Genomic DNA, 7,857 nt, shown 5'->3' with positions numbered 1-7,857 from the left:
CACCTGACCAGACCGAAAACCCCGCTCCTCCATCCACAACCCGGGTCAATTCCTCATGGCAATCCCGGGTCAGCTCTCACTGGCATTCAACAAGCACGCCGCTGGCCGGGATTGGTGACCACACACGTCCGCCATCCAGCGCGACATCCTTGAGCCACGCCAAGCCGCCCCGGATCTAGGTTTCTGGCGCCCGCACTCTGACGGCCATGTGCTGGGGTGCGCCACCCACGAGCATTCCACTTTAGGCGCTTCCTGGGTGTCGAGCCGCCCCGCCCTGGCCCGGCGAGGTCTGCGCCCAGCCGGGCGGGGCCGCCAGAACTCCGGTCAGTAGTGCTACAATCTGGACGCTGTCCTCATCGTCCATGCTCCGGAACGCGCCGAGCCGCCCGCCCCAACGGGCCTGAGGCCGGGCGGTTCGCCCAGAAGTGGCGGACCGTGGCTGTGGCTCGTGCTGCTCTCATCTGGTCCCGTCCGCACCGGCGGCGTGCCGCAGCGCCGCCACCTGGGCAATGGCCCGCTCCGCCATGGATTGGAGCTGCCGCACTACCCCCTCATCGCGCCCGGCGTCGGCGGCATCCAGGTATGCCTCGGATGCCTGCTCGGTCGCGTGCCAGGCCGCGTTCAAACAATCCGCCAGGGTGCCCTGAGATACCGCCGTTCTGTCCAGGGGAGCTTCCCCCCCGGCCAGCGCCGCCGTCTCGGCCGCCATAGTGGCCGCCTCACCGGCCAGGCGACGCCATTCCGCGGCCCGCGTCGCATTTCCTTCGGCTTCCGCGAGCGTCGGCAGCAGCGAGGCCAGTCGCCACTCCGCCGCTGTGGCCCGCGCTAGCGGCGACGGCACTTCGGCCCCCGCGGCGATGCCCCGCTCCTCCCGGTAGGCGCGACGCCGCTCGCGCCGCAACAGCGCAGCGTGACGTAGTTCCTCGCCTGCCATCCGCTCCGCCGCCTCGCGGACCTCCGGCGCCTCGGCCTGGGCGGCGATATAGGTCCAGAGGGCGAAGGCCCGCTCCTCGTTGCGCACCGACATGGAGAGCGCACGGTAGGCGCTGGCCAGCCGGGACGAGGCGATCTGGCGCGCCTCCTCCTCGTCGATAGTCTCGGGCGGCTGCCAGCGTATCAGACGATGGTCGGGGCAGGCACCGGTTGCGCCGAGCGCCCAGTCCTCGACGTGTTGGGCGTGCCCACGCTCCTCGTCGACGAGGTGCCGGAATACCGCTGCGACCCGGGGCAACCCCAGCGCCTCCATCTCTTCCGTCAAGGCGGCGTAGCGGCTGGCCGCCTCCTCCTCGAGCGCGTGCGCGATGGCGAACAGCTCCGGCAGCGACGAGACCGGAGCCGGTGGTTCCGCCTTCAGCAGTGACATCGGGGGCTCTCCCTCCGGCTTCTTTCGATGCGTTCGCCTTCCCGTGAAACGCGAGCGCCGGACCCACGTTGCCCGGCCAACGCGGAGGGAGCGTGTCACAAATTATCCGACTGCTGATTGCGGCAGATCAAAGATGGCTGGGGCCACATGGGCCAGGATGCGAAGTCCACCGGGATTATGCAGTCCCACCTCACCGTCCCGGAGATGGCTTGCTTGGGCGTATTGCTGTTCGCCGTAGGTGCCCGATGCCGCTGGGTCGTCGTCCTGGTGACCCTTCTGCTGAGCTTCGCGGTTCCCCCCGCCTCGGCTGCGCGGCTGTCCGAGTTCCTGCCCAGGGTGCAACCAGGCGAGATCTTCCCTGGTGCCGACCGGATCGGGCCGCCGCAGGGGGATCCGCCACTCGCGCCGGTCTTCGCCATGGACCGACTCGTCGGCCATGTCTGGCTGAATACCGACGTGACGGATGCGACCGGCTATTCCGGCAAGCCCATTGCGATTGTGGTCGCTGCCGACACCGATGGCGTCATCCGCGGCATCAGCCTGATGGAGCACCACGAGCCGATCGTGCTCATCGGCATCCCCCAACACCGGATCATTGGGGCACTGAACCACCTAGTGGGTGCTGCGATGGGGCCGGTGGCGCGGGGCGAGCAGCGCCCGCCACAGGCCGACATCGTCAGCGGCGCCACGGTTACCGTCTTGGTCATCGCCGACAGCGTCGTGCGCTCCACTGTGAAGCTGTTGCGGGCCGGGCGCCTGGGCGTCGTGCCCGCGGGTGCGACGCCAGGCTCGGCGCTGCCGCAGGTGCAGGCGGTGCCGACACTCGCCCCCGGCCCCGGCGAGGTGCACGACTGGGACAGCCTGCTCGGCGACGGCTCGATTCGCCGATTGCACCTGTCCATCGGCGAGGTGAACGAGGCATTCGCCCGGAGCGGCAACCAGGCCGCTGCCGACAACCCCGAACCCGGCGACCCAGACGACACCTTCATCGACCTCTACGCCGCCCCGGTCAGCGTGCCGACGGTGGGCCGTAGCCTGCTCGGCGAAGCGGCCTACGAGCGCCTGGCGAGCCGCTTGCAACCCGGCCAGCAGGCGATCCTGGTGGCAGGCGAAGGCGCCTATTCCTTCAAGGGTTCCGGCTACGTCCGCGGCGGCATCTTCGACCGCGTCCAACTCGTCCAGGATGGCCGGACGCTGCGCTTCCGCGACCGCGACCACACCAGGCTTGGCGACATCGCCGCCGCTGGGGCGCCGCGCCTGCCCGAGATCGGGCTCTTCATCGTCCCGCCGGATTTCGGCCTCGACCCGGTGGAGCCCTGGCAGCTCCAGTTGCTGGTGCAGCGGGCGACCGGCGCGCGCGACAAGGCATTCCTGACCTTCGAACTGGGTTACCGCCTGCCCGACCAGTACCTCGTCCGCCCGCCACCGCCTGCGCTGGCGCCAACCCCGGCCGCCGCCCCGGCCCAGCCCTCGCCATCGGTCGGCGCCGGGCCTGAGACGGCCACTCAGGGGCCGCTCGACGAACCCCTCTGGCAACGGATCTGGTGGTCGAAGACCTCGGACATCGGCGTCACCGCCTTCGCCCTGATGATCCTGACCGGTATCTTCTTCTTCCAGGACCAGCTGGTACGGCGGCCGAAGCTGTACCGCTGGGTGCGGCGCGGCTTCCTGCTCTGGACCCTGGTCTGGCTCGGCTGGTACGCCAACGCGCAGCTTTCCGTCGTCAACGTCCTGACCTTCACCAACTCGCTGCTGACCGGCTTCAACTGGGACTACTTCCTGACCGCTCCACTGATCTTCGTCCTGTGGTGCGGCGTGGCGGCGGCGCTGATCTTCTGGGGCCGCGGCGTCTTCTGCGGCTGGCTCTGCCCTTTCGGCGCGCTTCAGGAGTTGCTAGCGACGGTGGCGCAAGCGCTGAGGGTGCCCCAACTCACCCTGCCCTGGGGTCTGCACGAACGGCTCTGGCCTATTAAATACGTCATCTTCCTGGTCTTGTTCGGGGTGTCCTTCCACTCCATCGGCATGGCCGAGCAGATGGCCGAGGTGGAGCCTTTCAAAACCGCCATTATCCTGAAATTCATCCGCGACTGGCCCTTCACGCTCTACGCCGTGGCGTTGCTGCTGGCGGGGCTCTTCGTCGAGCGCTTCTTCTGCCGCTACCTGTGCCCACTCGGCGCCGCGCTCGCCATCCCCGGCCGGATGCGGACCTTTGAGTGGCTGAAGCGCTGGCCGGAATGCGGTAGCCCTTGCCAGCGCTGCGCCCGCGAGTGCCCCGTCCAATCCATCCACCCCGAGGGCAACATCAATCCGAACGAGTGCATTTACTGCATGCACTGCCAGGAGCTGTACCGCGCCGAGGACCGCTGCCCGCACAACATTCAGCGGCGGCTGAAGCGCGAGAAGCAGATCGCCATGTCCGCGGTGCCGCTGCCCGGCGCTAAAGGCCCGAAAACCATCATCACCCGCACCGCGGCCAAGGGCGATGTGCCCACCGCCCTAGGGCAATGAGCCAGGAGAGAAACATGCCGGCCGACAACGAGGACAAGGGTTTGAACCGCCGTAAGCTGTTGGGAACCACGGCGGCCGCGGGCGCTGCTGGGTTAGCGGGCGGCGCCGCCCTCTCGCCCTTCGTCGGGGCCGTGCCAGATGCGGAGGCGCAAACTCGGCCGCAGACCCAGGCGCGGTCGCAGGCCGCCCAGCCCGGCCGCCAGAGCTCCGAGGTCCGCCCAGGCGAACTCGACGAGTATTATGTCTTTTTCTCCTCAGGGCAGTCCGGCGAGGTTCGCATCTATGGCCTGCCGTCCATGCGCGAGCTGATCCGGGTGCCCGTGTTCAACCGCGACAGCGCCACCGGTTGGGGCCAGACCAACGAGAGCCTGAAGGTGCTGACCGAGGGGCTGACGCCCGAGTCTCGCGACCACCTGGCGAGCATCGGCAGGCAGACCTATGACGCCGGCGACCTGCACCATCCGCACCTGTCCTTCACCGACGGCACCTATGACGGCCGCTACCTGTTCGTGAACGACAAGCTGAACACCCGCGTCGCCCGCATCCGCCTCGACGTGATGCGCTGTGACAAGATCATCCAGCTGCCGAACCAGGCCACCGTGCACGGGCTGCGGGTGCAGAAATACCCCCGCACCGGCTACGTGTTCTGCAACGGCGAGGACCGGGTGCCCATCCCGAACGACGGCCGCGACCTCGACAAGCCGGAGAATTATCGCTCCATCTACACGGCCGTGGACGGCGACACCATGAAGGTCGCTTGGCAGGTCATCGTCGATGGCAACCTCGACAACACGGACGCGGACTACCAGGGCAAATACTCCTTCGCCACCTGCTACAACTCGGAAGGCGCTGTCAATCTCGCCGGGATGATGGCCAACGAGCAGGACTGGGTCGTCATCTTCAACCTGAAGCGCATCGAGGACGCGGTCCGACGCAAGGACTACCGCGAGATCGGCGGCGTGCCGGTGCTGGACGGCACCAAGGGATCGAAGCTGACCCGCTACGTCCCGGTGCCCAACAGCCCGCATGGCATCAATACCGCCCCGGACGGCATCCACGTCGTGGCGAACGGCAAGCTGTCGCCGACGGTCACCGTCTTCGACGTGCGCAAGTTCGATGACCTATTCGACGACAAGATCCAGCCGCGCGACACCGTGGTGGCGGAGCCGGAGCTCGGCCTTGGCCCGCTCCACACTGCCTATGATGGCAAGGGCAATGCCTTCACCACGCTGTTCATCGACAGCCAGGTGGTGAAGTGGAACATCGAGGCAGCCAGGCGCGCCTTCAAGGGCGAGAAGGTAAACCCGATCATCCAGAAGCTCGATGTCCATTACCAGCCCGGCCACAACCACACCTCCATGGGCCAGACCAAGGAGGCGGACGGCAAGTGGCTCATTTCGCTGAACAAGTTCTCCAAGGACCGCTTCCTCAACGTCGGCCCGCTGAAACCGGAGAACGACCAGCTCATCGACATCTCGGGCGACCGCATGGTGCTGGTGCATGACGGCCCGAGCTACGCCGAGCCGCATGACGCAACCATCGTCCACCGATCGAAGATCAACCCGGTGGATACCTGGAAGCGCGACGACGCCTTCTTCCAGGACGCGGTGAAACGGGCACAGGCGGACGGCGTGGACCTAATGACCGACAGTAAAGTCATCCGGGACGGCAACAAGGTCCGGGTCTACATGACCTCCTCGGCGCCGCAGTACGGGCTCGAGGAGTTCCAGGTGAAGCAGGGCGATGAAGTGACGGTCACCGTCACAAACATCGACGACGTCGCCGACCTCTGCCACGGCTTCGCCATCATCAACTACGGCATCAGCATGGAAATCCAACCGCAGGCGACCGCATCCGTCACCTTCCGGGCGGAGCGGCCGGGCGTCTACTGGTACTTCTGCACCTGGTTCTGCCATGCCATGCACATGGAGATGAAAGGCCGCATGTTGGTGGAGGCGCGCAACGCGTGAGGCTGCGCGCCGCCTGCCTTGCCCTCCTGCTGACCGTGGCGGCCTGGCCGGCCGTGGCGCGCTCCGTTGCGCCCGGGGAGGATGTGCAGGCATCGGTCGAGACGGCGGCGCCCGGCGAGGTGCTTGAGCTACTGCCGGGCATCCACCGGGGGCCGGTGCGTCTCGACCGCCCGGTCGTTTTGGAGGGGCGGGACGGGGCGGTCCTGGAAGGGCCGGGACGGGGCAGCATCGTCACTGTCGTGGCTGCGAGCGCCGCAGTGCGCAGCCTTGTGCTGCGTGGCTCCGGCTCCAGCCTTGATGGCATGGACAGTGCGGTATTCCTTGAGCAGTCCGCTGCCCGGGCGGTGGTCGAGGGCAACCGAATGGAGGGCGACCTCTTCGGCGTCTACATCCATGGCGCGCCGGGCGCCCTGGTGCGCGGCAATACCATCGTCGGTCGCCAGGGCGGGCGGACGTCGGAGCACGGCGACGGAGTCAGCGTCTGGAACGCGCCGGGCGCACGCGTCGAAGGCAACGACATCCGGTACGGCCGGGACGGCATTTTCGTGAAGGCAAGCCAGCGCAATGTCTTTGCTGGCAACCGCTTCCGCGACCTCCGCTTCGGCGTGCATTACATGTACACCAACGATAGCGAGGTCAGCGGCAACGCCTCCTTCGGCAACCACGCTGGGTACGCCATCATGTACTCGCAGCGGCTGGTCGTGCGCGGCAACCTCTCCGAGGGCGACCGCGACCACGGGCTGCTGTTCAACTACGCCAACGGCTCGGAGATCACAGGCAACCAGGTCATCGGCCGCCCCTCCTTGACCCGCCGCGACGAGGGCGGCACCGAGGACCGTGAGCATGCCGCCCTCGCCGCGGGCGAGGCAGGTGGCCCGACCCCGGGCAAGTGCGTCTTCATCTACAACGCCAACAACAACCGCTTCACCGGCAACCACTTCGCGGGGTGCGGCATCGGTGTGCATTTCACTGCCGGGTCGGAAGGCAACCGGATCACCGGCAACGCCTTCATCGGCAACCGCAACCAGGTGAAGTATGTCGGCACTCGGCACCTCGACTGGTCGCGCGACGGGCGTGGCAATTACTGGTCCGATGACCCGGCCTTCGACCTGAATGGCGACGGCGTCGCCGATGCCGCCTACCGGCCGAATGATCTGGTGGACCATGTGCTGTGGACCGCGCCGCGGGCCAAGCTGCTGCTGAACAGCCCCGCCGTGCAGGTGCTGCGCTGGGCGCAGTCGCAGTTCCCCGCCATCCTCCCCGGTGGTGTGGTGGACAGCCACCCCCTGGTCGCGCCGCCGCCGCCGCCCGAGGTCGGCTCGGGCTGGCAGCCATGAAGGCCGACCTGCCGGTCATCGAGCTGGAGGGAGTCGCAAAGCGCTACGGCGCGGTGCAGGCGGTGCGCGACGTCTCCTTCAGCCTGCCGCAGGGCGCCCGCGTGGCGCTGGTCGGCCACAACGGCGCAGGCAAGACGACGCTAATGAAGCTGATGCTCGGCCTCATCCGCCCGAGCGCCGGAAGCCTGCGCGTACTGGGCGAGGATCCGGCTGCGGGCGTCGCCGGCGCGCGCCAGCGGCTCGGCTGGCTGCCGGAGAACGCCAGCTTCAACCCGTCCCTGACCGGGCGGGAGGTCCTGCGCTTCTTCGCCCGACTAAAGCGCGAGCGGGCCGCGGTGGCGGACGATCTGCTCGAACGCGTCGGCCTGTCCGAGGCGGCGCGGCGACGGGTCGGCGGCTACTCGAAGGGCATGCGCCAGCGACTTGGCTTGGCGCAGGCGATGCTCGGCAGCCCGCGCGCCCTGCTGCTCGATGAGCCGACCACCGGGCTCGACCCCGCGGTACGCCATGGGCTTTACGACATGCTGGCGGTGCTGGCCGGCGGCGGCACCACCGTCCTGCTCTCCTCACACGCGTTAGCAGGCTGCTGAAGAAGTCGCACGCGACGGGGGATTTCTGGTCTGGGGACGATTTTGCCGGTTGGCGGTGGTGTGCTGACTGCCTTTGTTTGCTGCCTGTT

Annotated in this window: 5 protein-coding genes; 4 read left to right on the top strand and 1 reads right to left on the bottom strand. The window is 67.9% G+C overall.

From position 1 onward, the window contains the following. Nucleotides 1-457: 457 nt before the first annotated feature. Nucleotides 458-1,363, bottom strand: a complete 906-nt coding sequence (locus tag DOO78_RS26420; protein ID WP_111472866.1) for a ferritin-like domain-containing protein — start codon at nt 1,361-1,363, stop codon at nt 458-460. Nucleotides 1,364-1,510: 147 nt separating this feature from the next. Here DOO78_RS26420 and DOO78_RS26415 point away from each other — a divergent pair, with 147 nt between their 5' ends. Genes DOO78_RS26415 through DOO78_RS26400 form a run of 4 tightly spaced genes read left to right on the top strand, consistent with a single transcriptional unit; the run spans nt 1,511 to nt 7,768 of the window. Next, a complete protein-coding gene (locus tag DOO78_RS26415) occupies nt 1,511-3,871 on the top strand; it encodes a NosR/NirI family protein (protein WP_243634806.1) in 2,361 nt (786 codons plus the stop codon). A 14-nt stretch (nt 3,872-3,885) separates the two neighbouring features. Further along, on the top strand, nt 3,886-5,841 hold the full coding sequence (gene nosZ / locus DOO78_RS26410; RefSeq protein ID WP_111472865.1) for a TAT-dependent nitrous-oxide reductase: 1,956 nt from the start codon (nt 3,886-3,888) through the stop codon (nt 5,839-5,841). Continuing rightward, entirely contained in the window at nt 5,838-7,178 is a 1,341-nt protein-coding gene (locus DOO78_RS26405; protein WP_111472864.1) for a nitrous oxide reductase family maturation protein NosD, read from the top strand. Before nosZ ends, DOO78_RS26405 begins: the two co-directional genes overlap by 4 nt. Beyond that, nucleotides 7,175-7,768, top strand: a complete 594-nt coding sequence (locus DOO78_RS26400; protein ID WP_111472863.1) for an ABC transporter ATP-binding protein — start codon at nt 7,175-7,177, stop codon at nt 7,766-7,768. The genes DOO78_RS26405 and DOO78_RS26400 overlap by 4 nt, the downstream gene beginning before the upstream one ends. Nucleotides 7,769-7,857 lie beyond the last annotated feature (89 nt).

The organism is Roseicella frigidaeris, from assembly GCF_003258945.1.
In the GTDB taxonomy this organism is placed as follows: Bacteria; Pseudomonadota; Alphaproteobacteria; order Acetobacterales; family Acetobacteraceae; genus Paracraurococcus; species Paracraurococcus frigidaeris.
Note: the sequence above shows the minus strand (reverse complement) of the source record. Positions and strands in the feature narration are given on the sequence as shown.

What these genes read in the sequence shown, in the direction of transcription:
- DOO78_RS26420 (WP_111472866.1), bottom strand. Translation starts at nt 1,363, where the DNA reads ATGTCACTGCTGAAGGCGGAACCACCGGCTCCGGTCTCGTCGCTGCCG.
- DOO78_RS26415 (WP_243634806.1), top strand. Translation starts at nt 1,511, where the DNA reads ATGGGCCAGGATGCGAAGTCCACCGGGATTATGCAGTCCCACCTCACC.
- nosZ (WP_111472865.1), top strand. Translation starts at nt 3,886, where the DNA reads ATGCCGGCCGACAACGAGGACAAGGGTTTGAACCGCCGTAAGCTGTTG.
- DOO78_RS26400 (WP_111472863.1), top strand. Translation starts at nt 7,175, where the DNA reads ATGAAGGCCGACCTGCCGGTCATCGAGCTGGAGGGAGTCGCAAAGCGC.